The sequence below is a fragment of the Streptococcus sp. 263_SSPC genome (assembly GCF_001071995.1).
Classification (GTDB): Bacteria; Bacillota; Bacilli; order Lactobacillales; family Aerococcaceae; genus Granulicatella.
The window spans coordinates 63,943-84,026 of sequence record NZ_JVNU01000015.1 but is presented as its reverse complement, the minus strand read 5'-3'; the positions used below and the strand labels follow the sequence as shown (position 1 = coordinate 84,026).

Below are 20,084 nucleotides of genomic sequence, written 5' to 3'. Positions count from 1 at the left end.
TTTTCCTCCTTGGGATTAACCCCAGATACGTTTGATTTCTTCTTTGAATTCACGAGCAGATTGCGCTGGATTTTCAGTAGCGTAGATTCCACGTCCTGCGATGAATGTGTAAATTGGAATTCCTTCAAACACTTTTAATGTGTCTTTTGTTAATCCGCCTGTTGCTGAAACTTTGAATCCCATGTCGATTAAACGACGGATTTTGTTTAAATCAGATTCAGTCCAAGTAGCTCCTGCAAATAGAGCGTCGCGGCTTTGGTGGAAGATTGCTTGGTCAATACCAGCATCTCTCCATTGTTGTGCTTGTTCGAATGTCCAATCTCCATATAATTCAACTTGAAGAGATTTCACTTCTTTGTTAGCTGCTTCCATTGTTGGGATAGTTGCGCAGCAAATAACTGTCATCCAGTCAGCTCCTGCAAGTGCAACGTTTTTAGCAACAGTTGTACCAGCGTCAGCACATTTTGTATCAGCAATGATTACTTTATCAGGGAAAGCGCTGCGTAAGCATTTAATCGCTTTGTCTCCTTCGTTTAAAAGTAAAATTGTTCCTGCTTCAATAATGTCAACTTCGTTACCAACCGCAAGAGCATCTTTTAATGCATCTTCGATACGGTTGTGGTCCAAAGCAACTTGTAAATTAGGAATTGCCATTATATCATTCTCCTTTTCTGTCTTGCCTTAAACAATCATAAAATCATAACGTCTTACGAAAACGATCATTTAATAAGTTACGGTACCAATTCATGCTATTAGTATAGTATATAGAATTTTAGGTTACAACCGTTTACAAACAAGTAATCGAATAATCAGTTTTATGATTGTTTGCGTTTACTTTACGAACGTTTGGAAATTGGCAATATAGTTATTTATATAGGAAGAATTCGTATTTTTACGTTTTTAAAACGACTAAAATATGTGTTTTGATCATTTTATTTCCTAAAATAAAAATACCCTCTCATTGAATGAGAAGGTATCGTATAAACTATTTTTCAATAATCACTTCTTCTATATGATCATCTTCTGTTAATCGAACATGAATCACTTCATCTAAAGAAGTTGGTACATTCTTACCAATAAAATCAGGACGGATTGGTAACTCTCGGTGTCCTCTATCAATTAGAATCGCTAAACTAATTCTTTTTGGTCTATCTACATCCATAATTGCATCAAGAGCTGCTCTGACGGTTCTTCCCGTGAATAATACATCATCTACGAGAACGACTTGTTTCCCTTTAATGTCGAATGGAATATGAGTTCCATTTAAAACCGGGGCGTCAGTCTCTTCACTATCGTGTCTGTCGTCACGATATAATGTGATATCCACTTCACCAACTGGAACTTTTATCTTTTCAAGTGCAGAAATCTTTTCAGCAACACGTTTTGCTAAAGTAATACCTCTAGTTTTAATCCCAATGATAACTAAGTTCGAAACATCTTTTTGTTGCTCGATAATTTCATATGAGATTCTAGTTAATGCTCTGCTGATGGCGCCTTCGTCCATAATTCTAACTTCTTTCATTGTCGTCTCCTCTACTCTGAAAAACGTCCTTTATGCAATTGGATAAAATCCTCAAACTCTTTTGGTGGTTCCACGTGGAAGTTTAACGCTTCTCCAGTCACTGGATGTGTAAAGCTAAGTGTTCTCGCATGTAAAAATTGACCAAATTCAGTTGCGTGTTTTCCTTTCGGATGATACAAAGGATCATTGACAATCGGATGTTTAATAAACTCCATATGCGCTCTGATTTGATGAGTACGACCTGTTTCTAAACGACAAGACACTAGCGAATAATCAGAAAATGCATCTAGCACTTCAAAATGCGTAATAGCATTCTTTCCTCCCTTTTCTACTACTCGTTTTAAACGATTCGTTTGATGACGAGATAATGGAGCATCAATCACACCTGTTTCGTGGGCAAAATGACCATCAACAATGGCGATGTACTCACGGTTCATTTTATTCTCACTAATTTGCTGCGCTAACTTTTGATGAACGTCATTATTCTTTGCAATCACTAATAGACCACTTGTATCCTTATCAATTCGGTGAACAAGACCTGGACGGTAAATTTCTTCACTTGTGCTATCTGATAAACTATTTGAATGATATAACAACGCGTTTACGAGAGTTCCGCTATAGTGTCCTTTTGACGGATGAACAACCATTCCACTTGGTTTATTCACTACAATTAATGAATCATCTTCAAACACGATATCTAGCGGAATATCTTCAGGCTGAATGGTAATAGCTTCTTCCTCTTTTTGAAGAATTGTCACTACGTCTCCATTTTGAGCTTTATAATTGGATTTCACCACTTCACCATTAACAGATACAAGCCCTGCCTTTAACCAACTTTGAATTGTACTTCTACTAATACCAAGAGTGGCAGTTAAGACTTTATCTAATCGTTCAGTTTTTTCTAAATCAAGTGTTAATTCTTTAAATACTGATGTCATAACGCTCTCCTATTTTGATTGTTCTTTAAAAATAACATAATAGAATAAGATAATTACCCCGAAAGTTAAACAAATATCAGCAACGTTAAAAATTGGGAAGTCGATAAATTCAAATTTAAACATATCGACTACATAACCCAAACGAATGCGATCGATAAAGTTTCCTACAGCACCTGCAAGAATAAAAGCATATGCTGTTAACAATAATTTAGATTTCCCTTTTTCTTTAAACATTAAGTATAAAAGTGTCCCCACAGCTACAGCAGTGATTGCGTAGAAGAAGAACATCTTCCCTTCAAACATCCCCCATGCTGCCCCAGTGTTTCGAACGTATAAAATATTGACTAATCCATTAATGAATTCCATCCCATCATGTAAGTTAAAATTATTTACAATCCATAATTTCACTAATTGATCTGCAATAATTAATACAGCACTTAAAATTAAATATAAAAACATGTCACTTCTCCATTTCTTTTCAATAATAGTATTGTACAAAGAAGTCAACTTATAGTCAACGAACTGAAAATCTGGTTAAAATGAAATACTTTTTTCCACTCAAGGGGTAAAAACTGGTAAAATTTAACTGAAATGGGGAGAAAGTCCTAAAAATCAACCAAAAGATTGAAAAATCATCAAAATACACGTATAATATCAACAAGAAAACGCATTACTGTAAAAGGAGTGTATTATGAAAAAAATCGCAGCCAAGGTATTCTTGATTAGCGCTGGGTTCTTATTTTTAGGAGCTTGCGGTAATACAAAGAAAAGTGCCGAATCTACTGTTCAAGAAGTACAAGATACCTTACCTGTTGTCGTTCAACAATTAAATGACATTCAAGCGTTAGAAAATTCGTTACAATCAGACTGGGAAGCGGATATCCAAGAAGATTACACGATGACTACTTACGCTAAGAAAACGGGTAAAGTATTCACCAATATTCAAGAACGTCAGCAATTGTTGAAGTCTATGCAAAAATCGCTCAAAGTTTTATCAGATGATGCGACTAGACTAAGTAACTTGAAGGATAAGAATCTCCCTTCAGCAGAAATTCAAATTGTAGTATCAAATCTTCAATCGATTGTTAATCATTTAAAGAACTACTCTGAAATGTCTCAAAAACAATTAGAAAAAGAAGCTGAGTTCTTCGTTAGCATTTCTGGAGGAAAACAAACAAACGATGAATTGAAATCACTCATCATTGAAGTGAACAACTCTGCTAACGAACGTCAACAAATTATCGAAGAGATTAATTCTCCTATCAGTGAGTTAGATCGTCCGATTCGAATTCTAAAAGCTCGTTTGGCGAACAACGGAAAGGGTGAGTAATCATTATGAAGAAAAAAACTTTATTAACAAGCGCGCTCGCTGTAGCTTCCGTTAGTTCTCTACTCGCTTTCTATCCTATAGCAAACGCACAAGATGCTGCTAATAGTAAGTTGAATTTAAGAACGAACAGTTTACTACGTATGCCAACGAATATTCCACAGGAACATATTTATGATTCCGGAATCTCTATTCCATATCCTGAAGATGGCGTTAAAGGTGTCTACCTGCAAGCATTCCGTGCTAAAGGACAAGACTTAGAGAACATGATTCAATTTGTTAAGTCGACTCCAATCAATTCTCTTGTAATCGATGTACGTGATGGATATGGAAAAATTACCATGCCACTGGATACAGATAATCAACTGGTGAAGAAACATACCGTTAACGAAGTGCCTGACACAACTGCTCTTCTGAAACGACTCGAGCAAGAAAAAATTTATCCAATTGCTCGTATTGTCTGTTTTGGGGATCGTTATTTACCAAAAGAAAATCCTAAACGTTCATTTAGAAATGCGTTAGGCCAACTTTGGTATACCGATGACGGCGAAACATTCTTAAATCCATTCCTTAAAGAAAACTGGGAATATATTGCTGAAATTGCAATTGGTGCTGCTAAAGCGGGATTTAAAGATATCCAATTAGACTACGTTCGTTTCCCTCTTGGATTCGAGACAGTATCTGACGACTTAGTATTTGATAAAGGTGATTACGCTCATATTAAAAACGATGATGAAGCTCGTATCGCTGCTATCACAGACTTTGTAGCGTTTATTCGTGAAAAATTACAACCATATGGTGTTCATCTATCAGCGGATATTTTAGCGCATGCGATTACTGAATCAAAAATCGGTGGTATTGGACAAAAATTTGTTAACATCGCGGATAAAGTAGATGTAATTTCACCGATGATTTTCCCAAGTCACTGGGTTAATTACGCGCTTGATGTAAAAGATCCTGATAAAAATCCTTACGAAATCGTGAAACGTTATATGGTGATTGAAAAAGGATATGTGAAGACATTAAACCCTTCTCCAATCTCAAGGCCTTGGATTCAAGCCTTCACGGCAGACTTCCTTGGCGAAGGAAACTATCAGCTCTATACTGCTGATGTCATTAGCGAAGAGATTCAAGCTCTAAAAGAAGCCGGTGTAACCGAGTATCTGCTCTGGAACGCAGCTTCTCAATATTCAACTGAAATTAAATTCTAATCAAAAAGGACTTCCAAAATCATTTGGAAGTCCTTTTCTATGTCTTTATTGTTGTGTTAATGAACTGTAATCAAAGTTTGCTAATACTGCTTTCACTTCTTGGTCAGTATCTCCTAATAGCGCTGAACCATTACTTGTGCGATCCACAAGCGTTAAGTCCATTGGTCTAACAACTTTAGTTTCGCCGTTTCCAGCAACAATCGTGTATTCGCTAGTTGAAGTGATTTCTCCATCTAAGAATACGACACGATGTGGTTTTGTTTTCAATTCACGTAAAACCATGAGTCCACGTTTTGCACGTGTGAGCATTGAGATTTCTAATACATTGAATCGTTTCACAGCACCACGTTGAGTTGTAAGGAATGCAGAAACAACTTTATGTTCTAATGAGTACACCATCGCTCCAGCAACAAAATCTTCTTTACGAAGATTGATTGCTTTCACACCGCTGGCTACTGTACCAACAACTGGAATTTCGCTTAATTCATAGCGTAAACCAAATCCACAGTGCGTTACGATAAATACTTCTAGGCCTTCTGGATTTGTCACAACTACTTTCACTACTTCATCAGTCGTAGTCTTAAGTTTCATCGCGTTACTTGTACGAGTCTTGTATCCTCGGTACGTTGTGAACTCATTGAATAATGTTTGTTTCACTAAGCCTTCTTTTGTAAAGAAGACAACCGTCCAATCTTTATAAGACTCATCACTATCTTTAGCTTTAATGAATCCAGTAAGAATGACTTCGTTGCTACCTAAAGAAATAGACTGGCTTAAGTGGTTTCCGACATCTTTCCATTTCGCTTCTGGAATTTCATGTACTGGTAAGTGTAAGTAATTTCCTTTAGAAGTAAATAGAATTAAGTTATCTAATGTTGAAGCTTTTTGGCAAAGAATCACTTCATCCCCTTCACGCATTCCATTTTCTTCTGGAGCGCTTGAAGCAAATGAACGTGGGCTAACACGTTTGTAGTACCCTTGTTTAGTAGCAACAACATAGACTTCTTCCTCAGTGACTAATACTTCAGTTTCAATCTTAATCTCTTCGATTTCTGCTTGGATTTGCGTTAAACGAGGAGTTGCATACTTCTTCTTCAAATCACGAAGTTCACTCTTCATCACTTGAAGAAGAGTCTTCTCAGATTTTAAGATACTTAAGAAAGTTGCGATTTGCTCATTTAAATCAAGCTTCTCGTTTTGAAGGATTGTAATATCTGTATTTGTTAAACGATACAATTGTAAGCTTACAATCGCTTCTGCTTGAATCATTGTGAAGTCGTATGTCTCCACTAAACGTTCTTTAGCGTGTTTCTTATCTTTACTGTTACGGATTAAGGCGATTACTTCATCTAGAATCGATAAAGCTTTCATCAAACCGTCTACGATATGCAAACGCTCTTGAGCTTTCTTCAAATCATACTGTGTACGTCTTGTGATCACTTCTTTTTGGAAGTTGATATACGAAGTTAGAATTGTTTTTAAGCCTACTTGTACTGGACGGCGTTCATCAATAGCCACCATATTGAAGTTATAATTGACTTGTAAGTCTGTATTCTTCAATAAGTAATTTAGAATCCCTTCCGCGTTGGCTTCTTTCTTCAATTCAACAACGATTTGAAGCCCTGTACGGTCAGATTCGTCCCTTACTTCAGCAATACCGTCAATCTTCTTATTCAAGCGAATTTCATCAATCTTCTTCACTAATAAAGCTTTGTTTACTTCATATGGAATTTCAGAAATGATAATTTGTGATTTTCCACCCTTAATTGATTCAATCTTCGTTTTCGAACGAATAACCACTTTACCGCGTCCAGTTTCATACGCTTGCTCCAATTCCTCAATCCCTTGGATAATTCCTCCTGTCGGGAAATCAGGACCTTTCACAAATTGCATTAATTCTTTCACAATCGCTTTAGGATGGTCAATTGCATGAATGGTTGCGTCAATCACTTCTCCTAAGTTATGCGTTGGAATTTCCGTAGCGTAACCAGCCGAAATCCCAGTTGCACCATTTACAAGAAGGTTTGGATAACGAGCAGGAAGTACAGTTGGTTCTTCTTCGGTATCATCGAAGTTTAATACGAATTCAACGGTTTGCTTATCTAGGTCTCTCAGTAATTCTTCTGAAATTTTAGAAAGACGAGCTTCCGTGTAACGCATAGCAGCAGCTGGGTCTCCGTCCATACTACCGTTATTCCCGTGCATTTCAATTAATACATCACGAAGCTTCCAATCTTGACTCATACGAACCATTGCTTCATAAACTGAAGAATCTCCGTGTGGGTGGAAATTACCGATTACGTTACCGACAGTCTTAGCTGATTTACGGAATTGTTTATCACTTGTGTTTCCATCGATAGACATTGCATATAAAATACGACGTTGTACAGGTTTTAAACCATCACGGATATCAGGAAGAGCACGGTCTTGGATAATGTATTTTGAATAACGTCCAAATCGGTCGCCCATTACATCTTCCAGATTCAATTCTTGAATATCTTGAATTTGACTCATACTATTCCTCCTCTCCTAGTAACGACAATTGTTCTACATGATCAATTGTTGCTTCTTTTTTCTTAACTGATGGTTTCTTCTCTTCTTTTTTCGGACTAGCTGTTGTGCTAATAGCATTTACGTCTGATTCTAAAATACTTTTATCTTCTTCTAGACCAAACTCAACGTGGCGTTCAATCCACTTACGACGAGGTTCAACTTTGTTCCCCATCAATGTACTTACACGACGTTCCGCTTGTGCTTTATCATCGATAACTACACGAATTAACGTTCTTGTATCTGGGTTCATAGTCGTATCCCATAATTGGTCAGCGTTCATTTCCCCTAGACCTTTATAACGTTGTAATAAGTAGCCTTTTCCAACTAATTTAGTCTTTTCTTCTAGTTCTTTTTCTGTCCACGCATACTCAACGACTTGTTTTTTACCAGTTCCTTTAGAAATCTTATATAAAGGTGGTAATGCAAGATATACTTTCCCTGCTTCAATCAATGGTTTCATATAACGATAGAAGAATGTTAACAGTAAGACTTGAATGTGAGCTCCATCGGTATCCGCATCGGTCATAATAACAATCTTGTCATAGTTACAATCTTCAATCTTGAAGTCACTACCAACACCAGCACCAATTGTATAAATAATCGTATTGATTTCTTCGTTCTTCAGAATATCCGAAATCGATGCTTTTTCTGTATTGATTACTTTACCACGTAATGGAAGAATCGCTTGGAACTTACGGTCACGACCTTGTTTAGCAGAACCACCGGCAGAGTCCCCCTCTACTAAGTAAAGTTCATTCTTCTTAGGATTTTTACTTTGCGCAGGCGTTAATTTACCAGAAAGAAGCGTTTCCTTCTTCTTACCCTTCTTACCATTACGGCTTTCTTCACGGGCCTTACGACTCGCCTCGCGCGCTTCACGTGCTTTAATGGCTTTACGAATTAATTCCTGTGCAATTTCACCATTCTCCGTTAAGAAGAATCCTAATTGCTCAGAAATCGTATTATCCACAATCCCACGTGCAGCAGGTGTTCCTAATTTATCTTTTGTTTGGCCTTCAAATTGAAGGATTTCTTCAGGAATACGAAGCGAAATAATCGCTGTTAATCCTTCACGGACATCGCTACCTTCAAGGTTTTTATCTTTATCTTTTAAAAGACCAACTTTACGTGCATATTCGTTAAATGCTTTCGTTAAGGCACTCTTCATTCCCACTTCATGAGTACCACCGTCTTTTGTACGAACGTTGTTAACGAAAGATAGAATCGTTTCTGAATAGCCGTCGTTATATTGGAACGCGAATTCAGTTTCAACACCATCCACTGTGCTATCAAAATCAACTACAGGAGATAATGTATCTTTTTCTTCATTTAAATATTGGATGAAATCACGAATTCCTTCTTCATAATGGAAAGTTTCAGATTCACCTGTACGTTCATCAGTCAATACAATTGTAAGACCTTTTAGTAAGAAGGCAGATTCTCTTAAACGTTCCGCTAATGTCTCATAAGACCAGTTCGTCGTAGAGAAAGTCTTATCACTTGGTAAGAAAGTTACTGAAGTCCCAGAACCACGTCGGCTTGTTTTTTCTTTCTTAACCGTTCCTACAGGTTCACCACCGTTTTTGAACGATTGTTTGTATAAAGTACCGTCACGTAACACTTCTACTGTTAACCAATCTGATAACGCGTTAACAACAGACGCCCCGACACCGTGGAGACCACCTGATGTCTTATATCCACCCTGACCGAATTTACCACCGGCATGCAGTACCGTAAAAATAACTTGAATCGTTGGAATTCCAGAAGCGTGTTTCCCAGTAGGCATTCCACGACCATTATCTTTTACAGTAAGCGATTGGTCCTTATGAATTGTAACTTCAATTTTTGTTGCATAACCTGATAAAGCTTCGTCGACTGCGTTATCCACAATCTCGTAAGCTAAATGATGAAGTCCACGGTGATCCGTTGATCCAATATACATCCCTGGACGTTTACGAACAGCTTCAAGGCCTTCTAAAACTTGAATCGCATCATCATTATATTGATTCGTTACTTTGCTCATTTAATACGCTCCTTTTTTTGTCATCTTATCTATAATACTTGTTTTTCGCGATTTTCGCAAGATTTCTCCTTAGAAACAGCGCTAAATTAACCTTTCTCATCCGTTGTATAGACAGCACCTTTTATGTTAAACTGTCACTAGACTGTTTTAAGGAGAAATAGACTTATGTCATTTACTTTTATTATAGGTGCTCTTGTAGCGTACCTACTCGGGTCTATTCCATCTGGATTATGGATTGGACAAACATTCTTTCAAAAAGATATCCGCGAATTTGGTAGCGGGAATTTAGGATCTACAAATGCGTTCCGCGTTCTTGGTCCAAAAGCAGGTTCAGTTGTGTTATTCTGTGATGTGTTCAAAGGGTCTCTAGCAACAATTCTTGCAATGACTATCTTTAAACAACCAAGTATTTCACCGCTTTGGATTGCATCTTTTGCAGTGATCGGTCACACTTTCCCTCTCTTTGCTTCATTCAAAGGTGGAAAAGCAGTTGCGACTTTTGCAGGAATGATTTTAGCCTATCAACCACTCTTATTATTATATGGATTGATTATTTTCCTAGTGTTGCTTGCAATCACTCGTATGGTTAGTTTGACTGCTATGGTGACCATCTCTATAGGTGTTCTATTATCACTACTCTTCAACGATTGGGTGCTAACAGCATTCGCACTTGCAATTGATATCTTCATCATTTATCGTCATAGAGCCAACATTCAACGAATTTTAAATGGTACTGAAAACAAAGTCCCAATGCCTTGGGATAAGAAAAATAAAGACACTAAGTAAATCTTAGTGTCTTTTCTTTTTATTCAAATACAAATGTCGCACATGATTGATACGGTGTATCTTTAGTGATTCGGAGAATATTTTTCTTTTCTTTGAGGTTTAATGTAGTCTCACTTGCTAAGTCTGGATAACCATCCCATGGTTCAAAACAAATAAACGGTGAATCGTCTGCCATTGTCCAAACTCCAACTGCTTCGATTCCGTTTAAATGAACCGTTACACTTCTTTGTCCTTTAGGAGAATACAATTTCCCTTTAAACTTAGGGTCTTTTGATTTAAATAACAATACATCATTTGTAAATAAATCATGATGCAATGCAAAGTCTCCTTCGGTAAAAGGAACACCCTCTAAAGATGCTAGATAAGGAATTTCTAGCTCCAATTTTGAAATAGGAGCCTCACTCTCTAATTGAATATGATAATCTTCAAAAGTAAGACCTTTCTCAAGAGGAACTGCAAATGCTGGATGTCCACCAATGGCAAAATACAACTCTGGACTTGTCGTTGATACGCTATAAGTCATCTTTAATGCATTATTCTCTAAAGAATATTGAAGTCTTAGTTCAAACTCAAATGGATATTCCTCTTCAATCATTTTGTCTGTTAACAAGAATGTCGCAAAGTTTTCTCCTTGTTCTTCTAATTGAAAAGCATAATCTCTAGCAAATCCATGCTTTCTAGCAGGATAAGTCTTTCCTTCATATACAAACGAATTTTCTCTTATCGCTCCAATATTTGGGAAAAGAATCGGGGATTGCTTATTCCAATGAATCCCATCTGGTTGATACATGTATTCCGTATCTGTTTTTTTTGAAACAACAGAAGTGAGTTCAGCTCCAAATAGCTTAATCCCAACTTTTAAATACTCATTTTCAATAAAGATTTTTTCCATAATCATCGCCTCGATTTACGCATGTTTTAATTCTGACAATAGTGAAGACTTAATATTTTCATTCTTAATTTTAATATATGTCCCTTTTGTACCTAAACTTCTGCTTTCGATAATACCAGCTGATTCAAGCTTACGGATGGCATTCACAATTACTGTACGAGTAATATGGTATTCTTGAGCGATTTTAAGAGCGGTGAATCGTAAATCCATTCCATCAAACAGACCTACAATCACTTTAATAGCCTCTAATTCACTATAAGATAATGAGTTGAGAGCAAGGTGGACATTTTGTTGTTCACGTTTTTCTTGCTCAATCTTGCGAGTATACCAATGAAGCATTTCTGTCCCGATTACTGTTGCAGCATGTTCAGCTAAGATTAAATCATCTGTAGAGAAAGGTTGCCCCTCTTTCCCCATCACAACAAATCCCAGTTGCTTACCAGAAGCGTAGATTGGAATTACCGTTGTCATTGCTTCTTGGAAGTTATCGTGTAATTCAACCGGGAAAATCGTTAAATTATCGGTCACCGGAATATTTTCCTTTGTGAATTTTAAGGTCGTCAATTCTTTCATATAGAAGTCTGGAAATTGACGACTATCCTTATATTCTTTCATACGATCGTTATTCACTTGGAACTCATCATGAATCCCAAGCATTCTCCCATCGATTGAAGCAATATATAAATCGACTTTTAATAAAGATCCTAAGATTTCAGTCAACTTATTAAATGGTAAGTCAGCAGTTTCTGAGTCTCTCCACACGTTGTCGTATTGCACAATCTCGTTTATTTTTCGTAAATCAGCTAATATTGTACGCACAAGTGTATTCTCCTTTTTTATAAAATGTATTTCGTTAAATCTTGATCCTCACGAATCGCATTTAGTTTACTTTCAACATATTGTTCTGTAATTTGAATGCTTCCCATTTGCATAGATGGCGCTTCAAATAACAATTCTTCAAGTACTGTTTCTAAAATCGTATGAAGACGACGAGCACCGATATTTTCCATTGTACTGTTCACTTCAAAAGCAATTTCAGCCAGTTTTGAGACGGCTTCTTTTGTAAAGATGACTTCTACATTTTCTGTTGCTAGTAAGGCTTTATATTGTTTCAATAATGCATTCTTAGGTTCCGTTAGGATGCGTTCGAAGTCTTCTTTAGATAGATCTTGTAATTCAACACGAATTGGGAAACGACCTTGTAATTCCGGCATTAAATCACTTGGTTTAGCCACATGGAAGGCACCAGATGCGATAAATAAGATATGGTCTGTATTAATCACACCGTACTTCGTATTCACTTGGCTTCCTTCAACAATTGGTAAGATGTCACGTTGAACCCCTTCGCGAGAAACCTCACCACCGTTATGGCCTTTAGCTGCAATCTTATCAATCTCATCGATAAAGATGATCCCAGAAGTTTCAGCTAGTTTTAATGCTTCTGCATGCATATCTTCTTGATTGATTAAGTTGTTAGCTTCTTCCTCCGTTAATAATTCTAACGCCTCTTTCACCGTAACAGTACGGCTAATTTTCTTCTTCGGTGTCATTTGGTCAAGAACGGATTGAATTTGCATCATTTGTTCCATTTGATTTCCAGAGCCAGCCATACGCATTGGTTTCTCTGTTAATTCAATCGTCACTTCTTTAGAATCAAGAAGGCCGTCTCTTAATTGTTGCTCAATATCGCGTCGTTTTTGAGCAATCTCTTCAGTGACTTCTTCTTTCATCTCAGGTTCTAATCCAGGATTTTGGATTCCCATTTGTTGGAACATACTAAAAAGTGAATCTTGTTGCGGATTTGATACTTTCTTCATGATTCCTGGTTTTAAAATCTTCGCTAATTTCTTAACGGCTTTATCAAACGCTTGAGGTTTAACTTCTTCTTGTTTTAATTTAGTAACGATTTGAATCGCGTTTTCGACTAAGTCACGAACCATCGATTCTACATCACGTCCAACATAACCCACTTCCGTAAATTTAGTGGCTTCCACTTTTGCGAATGGCGCATCGACTAATTTAGCAAGACGACGAGCTAATTCAGTTTTACCTACCCCAGTAGGTCCAATCATCAATAAATTCTTTGGTGTCACTTCTTTTTTCATTTCTTCGTCTAATAATAAACGACGGTAACGATTTCGAAGAGCCACCGCTAAAGCACGTTTAGCATCGTGTTGACCAACGATAAATTGATCTAATTCGGACACCACTTCTCTTGGTGTTTTACTAATATTTGCTTGCATACAACCACTTCCTTACGCTAACGTTTCAGTAATGATATTATCGTTTGTAAAAATATCAATTTCTGAAGCGATTTTTAAACTTTCACGAGCGATATCTTCTGCTGTTAAACTAGAATCTCCAAATCTTAGGAGCCCTCTAGCAGCTGCTAAAGCGAAGTTTCCACCAGAACCAATTGTTAGAATTCCATCGTCTGGTTCAATGACTTCACCCGTTCCTGAAACAAGTAGAACTTGTTCTTTATTCATCACGATTAACATCGCTTCTAATTTTTGTAAACCACGGTCACTTCTCCATTGTTTTGCCATTTCAATAGCAGCACGTTGTAAGTTCCCTTTAAATTGTTTGAGTTTATCTTCAAACATTTCTTCTAAAGTGATTGCATCTGCAACGCCACCCGCAAATCCAACAAGTACTTGATTGTCGAAAATACGACGGATTTTACGAGCGGTTCCTTTCATAATCACTTTTTCACCCATTGTTACTTGGCCGTCACCAGCCATCGCAACTTGGTTATCTTTTTTTACTGCACAAATTGTAGTCATGATTTTCCTCCATTGTTCTTATTAAAGGCACTTGCATCAAATTCACTCTTCCCAGCTTTAGACCTTGGAAAATATAATTGGTAATTTTGTTGAAGAGCTTCTTTTGTCACATGTGTATAAATTTGAGTCGAACTAAGACTTACGTGTCCTAGAAGTTCTTGCACTGTTCTCATATCCGCACCGTTATTTAACAAATGAGTCGCAAACGTGTGTCTAAGCATATGCGGATGAATTTTAAGTGTCAGACCACTTTCTTGGATGAGTTTTTCTAAAATATAACGAACCCCATTAGTCGTCAGTGGATCGCCTAAATGATTCACGAAAACGTAGGAATGGTCCTTACGTTCTTTCGCCATCAAGTCTTTGCGTCCTTCTTCAAGATACGTTTCTAAGGCCGTCCTTGCAAAGTCACCAATCGGAACATAGCGTTCTTTAGAACCTTTACCAATGACGAGAATAATGCTATTTTCAAGGTCTAATTGCTCAAGAGTTAAATTCGTTAACTCACTGACACGCATACCTGTAGCATATAATACTTCTACTAGAGCTTTATTACGTTGGTCTAAAGACTGATTTCCATCGATTGAATCAATAAATTTTTCGATTTCATCCTCATAAAAGAATTCAGGCAGACGCATTTTACCCTTCTTGTAACTGATAGACGCAAAAGGATTTGTTTCTACGATGCTTCTTTCGACAAGAAAATGATAAAACGAACGTAAACTCGAAAGAAAACGAGAAATACTCGAACGGTTATAGTTTTCGCGGTGCAATACACCAAGATAAATTCGAACATCAACGACTGTGACATCATTCCAAGAATGAATTGGAACTTCTGTCAAATAGTCATAAAAATGTTGAATATCACGGTCATACGCATGAATCGTCTCTGGCGAATAACGTCGTTCAACTTTTAAATACGTTAAAAAATCTTGCATTTCGTTCTTCATCGTCTTCCTCCTATCGTTAACTTTATCACAGAAAGCACTTTCTTACAACCGAATTGTCAAAATTATTACGACAATTAATACATATTTAACAAATTCTGCGTCATAGTCAATGACTAACATAATTTCACGCACATAAAAAGAGCACCTAGATTTCTCTAAGTGCTCTTTATCTTTATTTTTGAACAGCTTCTTTGTAATCGCAATTGCTACATGCAATTTGTTTTCCACCGCGACCTTTTTTCTCTACTAAGTAGTGGTCACATTTAGGACAATTACGTCCGATCGGTTTATCCCATGATACAAATTCGCATTCAGGGTAACGATCACAGCCATAGAAGATACGGTTTTTCTTCGATTTACGTTCGATAACTTTCCCTTTACCACATGTTGGGCATGTAATACCGATATCTTTCACGATTGCTTGAGTGTGGTGACATTCTGGGAAATTACTACAAGCGTAGAATTTACCAAAACGACCTAATTTAATGACCATTGGATGTCCACATTTTTCACAGTTAAATCCAGCTGGTTCATCTTTAATTTGAACTTTCTCGATTTCAACTTCTGCTTTATCCACTTCAACCTTGAATGGTTGGTAGAACTTATCGATGACTTGTACCCACTCTTCTTTTCCTTCTTCAACAAGGTCGAGATTATCTTCCATTGAAGCAGTGAAATGAGTATCGACAATATTTGGGAAATATTGTTCAATGATTTGATGTACTACATAACCAAGTTCTGTTGGTTCAAAACGCTTAGAAACTAGTTTAACGTAATAACGTTTTTGGATTGTTTCAATTGTTGGTGCGTATGTTGATGGACGACCAACGCCGATTTCTTCTAAGGTTTTAATTAAAGTCGCTTCAGAATAACGCGCAGGTGGTTGCGTGAAATGTTGTTCAGGATTTAGTTTAGCTAATTGAACTTCATCCCCAACTTGCATTTCAGGAAGTGCGTTTCCTTTTTTCGCATCTGCATTATCTTGATAAACTTTTTGATATCCAGCAAACTTGACAGTTGATCCATTCGCTTTAAACACATGGTTATTTTGTTCTAAATCAACTTGTACAGTGTCATAAACGGCGGCTGTCATTTGACTAGCAACGAATCGTGACCAAATTAATGTGTACAATTTCAATTGATCTTTCGTTAAATAACTTGCGATTGAATCTGGTGTACGAAGAACTGAAGACGGACGAATGGCTTCGTGCGCATCCTGAGCCCCCTCAGCGTTCTTTACAGCGCGTTTAGTCGCTAGACAGTATTCTTTACCAAACTCTTTCTCAATGAACTCAGACGCCTCATTTTGAGCAGATGCTGAAATACGAGTTGAGTCTGTACGCATATACGTAATTAAACCGACAGAACCACTACGTCCAAGAGATACCCCTTCATAAAGTTGTTGGGCAACCATCATTGTTTTACGCGTTCTGAAGTTTAAGCGATTTGACGCATCTTGTTGCAAACTACTTGTTGTAAATGGTGCTGCTGGATTGCGACGGCGTTCTTTCTTCGTCACTTTAGTAACCTTGAATGGTTTCTTCTCAGAAAGTTCTGCCATTACTGATTTTACAGTAGCTTCTTGTTCTAAAGCTGCTTTCTCAGATGTTGTACCATAGTAATTGGCCGTGAAAGCTTTCTTTTCTTTCTTGAATTGGCCTTCAAGTGTCCAGTATTCTTCTGGAACGAATGCTTTAATTTCGTTTTCGCGATCAATAATTAATTTCACAGCGATACTTTGAACACGCCCTGCACTGAGTCCTTTTTTCACTTTCTTCCATAAAATAGGTGATAAAGTATAACCCACAAGACGGTCTAAAATACGACGTGCTTGTTGCGCGTCCACTAAGTCCATATCAATCTTTCTAGGATTCTTGAACGCTTCTTTAATTGCATCTTTTGTAATCTCATTAAATTCCACACGAATAGGTGCGTTTAAATCAAGTCCTAATAAATGAGCTAAATGCCAAGAAATAGCTTCCCCTTCTCTATCCGGGTCACTCGCGAGATAGACAGCATCTGCTTTTGCTGCTTCTTTTTTAAGTGATTTGATTAAATCACCTTTCCCACGAATTGAAATGTAATGAGGTTCATAATTATGTTCAATATCTACGCCCATTTTGCTTTTAGGCAAATCACGTAAGTGCCCTTTACTAGCAACTACTTTAAAGTTTTTCCCTAAATAGCGTTCAATGGTTTTAGCTTTTGTAGGAGACTCTACAATCACTAGATTTTGCTTCACCATTAAATGGCTCCTTCCCTAATCCACTCTATCTAACAGTTCTCTCAAGCTAAGAAAGCCCGAGAATAGTGAGATTGCTTAAATTATCTTTTGTCATCATATCTAAACACATTCTTTTTGTCAAGGCAACAAAATAATCTCTTAAACTGTTAGATTATAATTTTAAGGGAAATATTTAAGATTCTTAGAGATTGTTTCACCGCTGGAAACTAGACACGCTCCTGCTTCAATCAAGCTATTTGTACCTTTTGAATGGGGCGAGAAAATGCTTCCTGGAACGGCAAATACTTCTCTATTTTCACTCAAAGCTAAGTTTGCGGTTATGAGGCTTCCACTTTTCTCTTTCGCTTCGATCACACACACTCCATGACTAAGTCCTGCGATGATGCGATTACGATATGGAAAATGTAATTTTAAAGGTCGACTCATTAGCGGATATTCAGAAAGTAGTAACCCTTTATTTCCAATCATACTGTATAGATTTGCGTTTTCTGGAGGATAAATCACATCTAATCCACTTCCAATAACTGCAATAGTATTCCCGTTAGTCTTGAGGGCCTCTTCATGAGCTAAAGTATCCACACCTCGAGCTAATCCACTGACAACTACAATACCATCGTTAACGATGGGTGGGATTAATTCATGAATACATTCTTTAGCATATTTAGAATGATCTCTTGACCCCACAATAGCAACTGTCCTCTGATTAATGAGTGACAAGTTTCCTCTATAAAACAATACAATGGGAGGTAAGTATATCTCTTTCAACCTTTGTGGATACGCGCCGTCCAAAATCGTTAAGATTTTAACCTTTTTATCCTGTAATTTTTTAATTTCTAAATCCCAATCCATCGACTCTATCCATTTATTTGTCTCTTCAGGCAGCGAATACTTCAAATCCCCGAGAACGAAGGTATCGTTTAAAGACATATCTTCATCCAATCGAGCAAATAGTTCATAAAATTGCTTACTAGTTAATGTATCGCTCATCGCAATAGCAATCAGTAATCTACGTTTTGTCCAAATCATAAAAAAACTCCTTCTCGAAATAGTCTTTCAATACTATTTACGAGAAAGAGTTCCAATTTGGATTTTATTGATAATCTTTCACCGGAGCAAATGTCATACGGTGAATTGGCGTTGGTCCTAATTTTTCAAGACCTTCAAGATGCGCTTTCGTACCATAGCCAGCATTTTGTGCAAAGCTGTAACCAGGATACAGTTGATCGAAATCCTTCATCATTTGGTCACGAACCTCTTTTGCAACAATACTTGCTGCAGCGATAGAGATACTCTTAGCGTCCCCTTTAATAATACCTTCTTCAGGAATACCAGTATCTAATTTCATCGCGTCGATTAATAAATAGTCTGGTTGTTCTGGCAATAATTCAATCGCTCTCTTCATCGCTACCTTACTAGCCTCATAAATATTAATCTTATCAATGGTAAACGCATCAACAATACCGATACCAATTGCGATGGCTTGTTCTTTAATGATTTCAAAAATCTCAGCACGCTTCTTGGCACTTAATTTCTTTGAATCATCCAGACCGATATCTTCCATTCCTTCAGGAAGAATGACGGCAGCAGCTACCACTGGACCAGCAAGTGGACCGCGACCCACTTCATCAATTCCTGCAATCATTTTGTAGCCTTTTTGTTTAGCTGCACGTTCAAAGCTTTGCATTTCTTCAAAGTGAGCAGCGCGTTCTGCTTTTTTGGCGTATTGACGTTCAAATTTCGCGATTAAATCTTGAACTCCTTTACGCTCGTCACTTCGAAGTTCCGTTAAACGCTCATCCGACAACGTTTGAATTTCTTCAAGAATCAATTTAATTTCTTTGATGGAACGTTTCTCCATTATGCTTCCCCCGTTAACGATACAGGCGCTTGGTCTAATGTATAACGACCAAGCTTCCCTGAACGAATATCAAACACGATTCGTTCACTTGCCTTTTCATAATCTTCTTTAAAGCCTAAATTCTTTGTAATTAACATTAATAAATCTACGTTTGAGAGTTCTAAATCATCATCCGTTAATCGATAAGCTTTCTTTAAATACTCTGGATAATCCAATTTGAACTGACTAAGAGCAAATAATGCAATATCATCCATATGAAGGAGCGCATCTTTAATAGCTCCAGTTAACGCTAGCTTATTTCCAACTTCTTCACTTTCAAACTTCGGCCATAGAATTCCTGGTGTATCTAATAACTCAAAATCATTTCCGATTTTCAACCAACGTTGTCCCTTTGTAACCCCTGGACGGTTAGCTGTTTCTGCTTGATTTTTATTAATCATACGGTTAATAAAGGTTGATTTCCCAACGTTTGGAATTCCAAGAACCATTAAACGAATCGGTCTAGGACGGATCCCTTTTTCTAGATTCTTTTCAAAGACTGGTGCCATTAATTCTTTAATCGCAGCCTTTACTTGCTTAATCCCTTTTCCGTCTTTAGCTTCAGTTGTAAGAACTTTAATTCCTTGGCTAGTAAAATAATCATTCCAACGTTTTGTTTGAGATGGATCTGCCAAATCTACTTTGTTTAATAAAATTAACTGTTTCTTTTGTCCTTTAATTTCTTCGATAATAGGATTGCGACTTGATTCTGGAATACGAGCATCCACCATTTCAATCACAACATCGACTAGTTTTAATTTTTCTGTTGCTTCCCGGCGCGCTTTGGCCATATGCCCAGGGAACCATTGGATTGTTGCCATAAATTTCGAATCCTTTCTATTTAATTTTTAATAAATCATTCATATAGAACCATCAAACATTATACCATGTTTTCATTCTTTTTTCCGTTCTCTTCCTCATCCCTATAACGAAAAATCTCAGTACAACAACGAT

At 37.2% G+C, this 20,084-nt stretch carries 18 protein-coding genes; 3 read left to right on the top strand and 15 right to left on the bottom strand.

Annotated elements, in window-relative coordinates; genetic code table 11:
- Positions 1-15: 15 nt before the first annotated feature.
- The 4 genes from ADH02_RS01340 to lspA all read right to left on the bottom strand — a co-directional run bounded on the left by ADH02_RS01340 (position 16) and on the right by lspA (position 2,919).
- On the bottom strand, positions 16-654 hold the full coding sequence (locus ADH02_RS01340; protein ID WP_048711867.1) for a 3-keto-L-gulonate-6-phosphate decarboxylase UlaD: 639 nt from the start codon (positions 652-654) through the stop codon (positions 16-18).
- A gap of 331 nt (positions 655-985) precedes the next feature.
- Positions 986-1,522, bottom strand: coding sequence for a bifunctional pyr operon transcriptional regulator/uracil phosphoribosyltransferase PyrR (gene pyrR, locus ADH02_RS01335; RefSeq protein WP_048781959.1), 537 nt, complete (start codon positions 1,520-1,522; stop codon positions 986-988).
- A gap of 11 nt (positions 1,523-1,533) precedes the next feature.
- Positions 1,534-2,460, bottom strand: a complete 927-nt coding sequence (locus ADH02_RS01330; RefSeq protein ID WP_048781956.1) for an RluA family pseudouridine synthase — start codon at positions 2,458-2,460, stop codon at positions 1,534-1,536.
- A 9-nt stretch (positions 2,461-2,469) separates the two neighbouring features.
- Positions 2,470-2,919, bottom strand: a complete 450-nt coding sequence (gene lspA, locus ADH02_RS01325) for a signal peptidase II (protein WP_048781954.1) — start codon at positions 2,917-2,919, stop codon at positions 2,470-2,472.
- A 232-nt stretch (positions 2,920-3,151) separates the two neighbouring features.
- Between lspA and ADH02_RS01320 the strand changes: the two genes are divergently transcribed.
- Together ADH02_RS01320 and ADH02_RS01315 are read left to right on the top strand one after the other, a co-directional pair.
- Complete coding sequence (locus tag ADH02_RS01320; protein WP_048781953.1) at positions 3,152-3,790, top strand: YkyA family protein; 639 nt, start codon at positions 3,152-3,154, stop codon at positions 3,788-3,790.
- Between the two features lie 5 nt (positions 3,791-3,795).
- Complete coding sequence (locus ADH02_RS01315; protein WP_065426995.1) at positions 3,796-4,998, top strand: putative glycoside hydrolase; 1,203 nt, start codon at positions 3,796-3,798, stop codon at positions 4,996-4,998.
- Positions 4,999-5,043: 45 nt separating this feature from the next.
- Here ADH02_RS01315 and parC read toward each other — a convergent pair whose 3' ends face one another.
- Positions 5,044-7,512, bottom strand: coding sequence for a DNA topoisomerase IV subunit A (parC, locus tag ADH02_RS01310; protein ID WP_048781950.1), 2,469 nt, complete (start codon positions 7,510-7,512; stop codon positions 5,044-5,046).
- A gap of 1 nt (position 7,513) precedes the next feature.
- Positions 7,514-9,574 carry a DNA topoisomerase IV subunit B gene (parE, locus tag ADH02_RS01305; protein WP_048781948.1) on the bottom strand — a complete coding sequence of 687 codons (2,061 nt, stop codon included), beginning with the start codon at positions 9,572-9,574 and terminating at the stop codon, positions 7,514-7,516.
- A 165-nt stretch (positions 9,575-9,739) separates the two neighbouring features.
- Between parE and plsY the strand changes: the two genes are divergently transcribed.
- Positions 9,740-10,360, top strand: coding sequence for a glycerol-3-phosphate 1-O-acyltransferase PlsY (gene plsY / locus ADH02_RS01300; RefSeq protein ID WP_048781945.1), 621 nt, complete (start codon positions 9,740-9,742; stop codon positions 10,358-10,360).
- Between the two features lie 19 nt (positions 10,361-10,379).
- Here plsY and ADH02_RS01295 read toward each other — a convergent pair whose 3' ends face one another.
- The 9 genes from ADH02_RS01295 to ylqF all read right to left on the bottom strand — a co-directional run bounded on the left by ADH02_RS01295 (position 10,380) and on the right by ylqF (position 19,951).
- Positions 10,380-11,252, bottom strand: a complete 873-nt coding sequence (locus ADH02_RS01295) for an aldose 1-epimerase family protein (RefSeq protein WP_048781944.1) — start codon at positions 11,250-11,252, stop codon at positions 10,380-10,382.
- 15 nt (positions 11,253-11,267) lie between these two features.
- Complete coding sequence (gene codY, locus ADH02_RS01290) at positions 11,268-12,071, bottom strand: GTP-sensing pleiotropic transcriptional regulator CodY (protein ID WP_048781942.1); 804 nt, start codon at positions 12,069-12,071, stop codon at positions 11,268-11,270.
- Positions 12,072-12,088: 17 nt separating this feature from the next.
- Complete coding sequence (gene hslU / locus ADH02_RS01285) at positions 12,089-13,495, bottom strand: ATP-dependent protease ATPase subunit HslU (RefSeq protein WP_048781941.1); 1,407 nt, start codon at positions 13,493-13,495, stop codon at positions 12,089-12,091.
- Between the two features lie 12 nt (positions 13,496-13,507).
- On the bottom strand, positions 13,508-14,038 hold the full coding sequence (hslV, locus tag ADH02_RS01280) for an HslVU peptidase proteolytic subunit (protein ID WP_048709813.1): 531 nt from the start codon (positions 14,036-14,038) through the stop codon (positions 13,508-13,510).
- On the bottom strand, positions 14,035-14,988 hold the full coding sequence (gene xerC / locus ADH02_RS01275; protein ID WP_048709816.1) for a tyrosine recombinase XerC: 954 nt from the start codon (positions 14,986-14,988) through the stop codon (positions 14,035-14,037). The genes hslV and xerC overlap by 4 nt, the downstream gene beginning before the upstream one ends.
- 172 nt (positions 14,989-15,160) lie before the next feature.
- Positions 15,161-17,233 (bottom strand): type I DNA topoisomerase, encoded by a 2,073-nt coding sequence (topA, locus tag ADH02_RS01270; protein ID WP_048781939.1) that lies wholly within the window; start codon positions 17,231-17,233, stop codon positions 15,161-15,163.
- Positions 17,234-17,392: 159 nt separating this feature from the next.
- Positions 17,393-18,259 (bottom strand): DNA-processing protein DprA, encoded by an 867-nt coding sequence (gene dprA / locus ADH02_RS01265; protein WP_048781937.1) that lies wholly within the window; start codon positions 18,257-18,259, stop codon positions 17,393-17,395.
- 64 nt (positions 18,260-18,323) lie between these two features.
- Positions 18,324-19,091 (bottom strand): ribonuclease HII, encoded by a 768-nt coding sequence (locus ADH02_RS01260; protein WP_048781935.1) that lies wholly within the window; start codon positions 19,089-19,091, stop codon positions 18,324-18,326.
- On the bottom strand, positions 19,091-19,951 hold the full coding sequence (gene ylqF / locus ADH02_RS01255) for a ribosome biogenesis GTPase YlqF (RefSeq protein ID WP_048781933.1): 861 nt from the start codon (positions 19,949-19,951) through the stop codon (positions 19,091-19,093). Before ylqF ends, ADH02_RS01260 begins: the two co-directional genes overlap by 1 nt.
- Positions 19,952-20,084: the final 133 nt, after the last annotated feature.

Excerpts from the sequence above, each read along its gene's own strand:
- ADH02_RS01340 (WP_048711867.1), bottom strand. The coding sequence starts at position 654 with ATGGCAATTCCTAATTTACAAGTTGCTTTGGACCACAACCGTATCGAA.
- pyrR (WP_048781959.1), bottom strand. The coding sequence starts at position 1,522 with ATGAAAGAAGTTAGAATTATGGACGAAGGCGCCATCAGCAGAGCATTA.
- ADH02_RS01330 (WP_048781956.1), bottom strand. The coding sequence starts at position 2,460 with ATGACATCAGTATTTAAAGAATTAACACTTGATTTAGAAAAAACTGAA.
- lspA (WP_048781954.1), bottom strand. The coding sequence starts at position 2,919 with ATGTTTTTATATTTAATTTTAAGTGCTGTATTAATTATTGCAGATCAA.
- ADH02_RS01320 (WP_048781953.1), top strand. The coding sequence starts at position 3,152 with ATGAAAAAAATCGCAGCCAAGGTATTCTTGATTAGCGCTGGGTTCTTA.
- ADH02_RS01315 (WP_065426995.1), top strand. The coding sequence starts at position 3,796 with ATGAAGAAAAAAACTTTATTAACAAGCGCGCTCGCTGTAGCTTCCGTT.
- parC (WP_048781950.1), bottom strand. The coding sequence starts at position 7,512 with ATGAGTCAAATTCAAGATATTCAAGAATTGAATCTGGAAGATGTAATG.
- parE (WP_048781948.1), bottom strand. The coding sequence starts at position 9,574 with ATGAGCAAAGTAACGAATCAATATAATGATGATGCGATTCAAGTTTTA.
- plsY (WP_048781945.1), top strand. The coding sequence starts at position 9,740 with ATGTCATTTACTTTTATTATAGGTGCTCTTGTAGCGTACCTACTCGGG.
- ADH02_RS01295 (WP_048781944.1), bottom strand. The coding sequence starts at position 11,252 with ATGGAAAAAATCTTTATTGAAAATGAGTATTTAAAAGTTGGGATTAAG.
- hslU (WP_048781941.1), bottom strand. The coding sequence starts at position 13,495 with ATGCAAGCAAATATTAGTAAAACACCAAGAGAAGTGGTGTCCGAATTA.
- hslV (WP_048709813.1), bottom strand. The coding sequence starts at position 14,038 with ATGACTACAATTTGTGCAGTAAAAAAAGATAACCAAGTTGCGATGGCT.
- xerC (WP_048709816.1), bottom strand. The coding sequence starts at position 14,988 with ATGAAGAACGAAATGCAAGATTTTTTAACGTATTTAAAAGTTGAACGA.
- topA (WP_048781939.1), bottom strand. The coding sequence starts at position 17,233 with ATGGTGAAGCAAAATCTAGTGATTGTAGAGTCTCCTACAAAAGCTAAA.
- dprA (WP_048781937.1), bottom strand. The coding sequence starts at position 18,259 with ATGATTTGGACAAAACGTAGATTACTGATTGCTATTGCGATGAGCGAT.
- ADH02_RS01260 (WP_048781935.1), bottom strand. The coding sequence starts at position 19,091 with ATGGAGAAACGTTCCATCAAAGAAATTAAATTGATTCTTGAAGAAATT.
- ylqF (WP_048781933.1), bottom strand. The coding sequence starts at position 19,951 with ATGGCAACAATCCAATGGTTCCCTGGGCATATGGCCAAAGCGCGCCGG.